Origin of the sequence: Kitasatospora griseola, from assembly GCF_014648555.1 — a bacterium.
Classification (GTDB): Bacteria; Actinomycetota; Actinomycetes; order Streptomycetales; family Streptomycetaceae; genus Kitasatospora; species Kitasatospora griseola.
In genome coordinates, this window is record NZ_BMRI01000102.1 from 1 (window position 1) to 1,112 (window position 1,112).

The 1,112-nt window shown below is 66.6% G+C and carries 1 protein-coding gene; it reads right to left on the minus strand.

Annotated features, from left to right (window positions below):
• Window positions 1-1,100: IS701 family transposase (locus IEZ12_RS37290; protein WP_189278874.1), on the minus strand; the 1,100-nt coding region annotated here is incomplete at its 3' end.
• Window positions 1,101-1,112 lie beyond the last annotated feature (12 nt).

Consider the following 1,112-nt stretch of genomic DNA (forward strand, 5'->3'; position numbering starts at 1 on the left):
GCGTGCGATCGCAAGAGTGCGAGAAAGGCGAGGGCGGCCATGGAGAGGGTGATGTGGCGGTACCACGCGGTGTATCGGCGGACCTGGTAGTGGTCGAGGCCGGCCTCGTTCTTCGCGGCCTGGAAGCACTCCTCGACCATCCACCTCGATCCCGCGATCCGGGCGAGTTCTGCGAGTGGGGTCCCGGCCGGGCAGAAGCAGATGTAGTAGGCGATTTCCTCAGGGTCCGTGATGCTGCGCCGGGCGAGCAGCCAGTGGCCTCGGCCCTCGCGTCGCCAGGGCCGGATCGGGGCCGCGGCCCAGTCGTACTCGCGAGGGCCGTGGGCGCCCTTGCCGCAGCTCAGGCGCTCCCAGACGTCGTCGGAGAGGCCACCGACGAGCTGGTGTGCACGGGCCTGGCCGAAGAATTCCATGGTGACGACCATCTGGGATTTCGGGACGGCGAGCACGTGCGGGATGTCGTTCTCCTCCAGCCACAGGCGCAACCGCCCTGTCTGGCCGTAGAGTTCATCGGCAGTCACCCAGCCGAACGGTGTTCCCGACTCCACGGCGCGTTTCAGCATCTGCAGTCCGAGGTCGGGTTTGGTGGCGAACTCGACCTCGTCCTCGACCCCGGCCGCACGGCAACGTTCACGGTCCGCGGTCCACTCCTTCGGGAGGTACAGCTCACGGTCGATCAGTGCCCGCCCCCGGTCGGATCCATAAGCCAGGAACACCGCGACCTGGGAGTTCTCGATCCGCCCCGCTGTCCCGGAATACTGGCGGGCCACACCCGCCGACCGGATCCCCTTCTTCAAGAACCCCGTCTCGTCGAGGATGAGAATCCCGTCCCTGGGATCACCGAGCTCCTCCAGAACAGCATCCCGGACATCGTCGCGCAGGGCATTGGCATCCCATCGGTAGTAGTTCAGCAGGCGCTGCATGCCCTGGGGGCCGTCGTCACCGGCAGCCTCTGCCAGGGTCCAGCCGTTCTTCCGCTCCGCCTCTCCGAGCAGTCCCCGCAGGTAGGAGACCATCTGCCGACGAGGCTCGACCCGCCCGAAACGGCCGGCGAACCGAGCCGTGAAATCACCGAATTCATCTGACCAGCCATCAGCTATGTTCTCCGACAC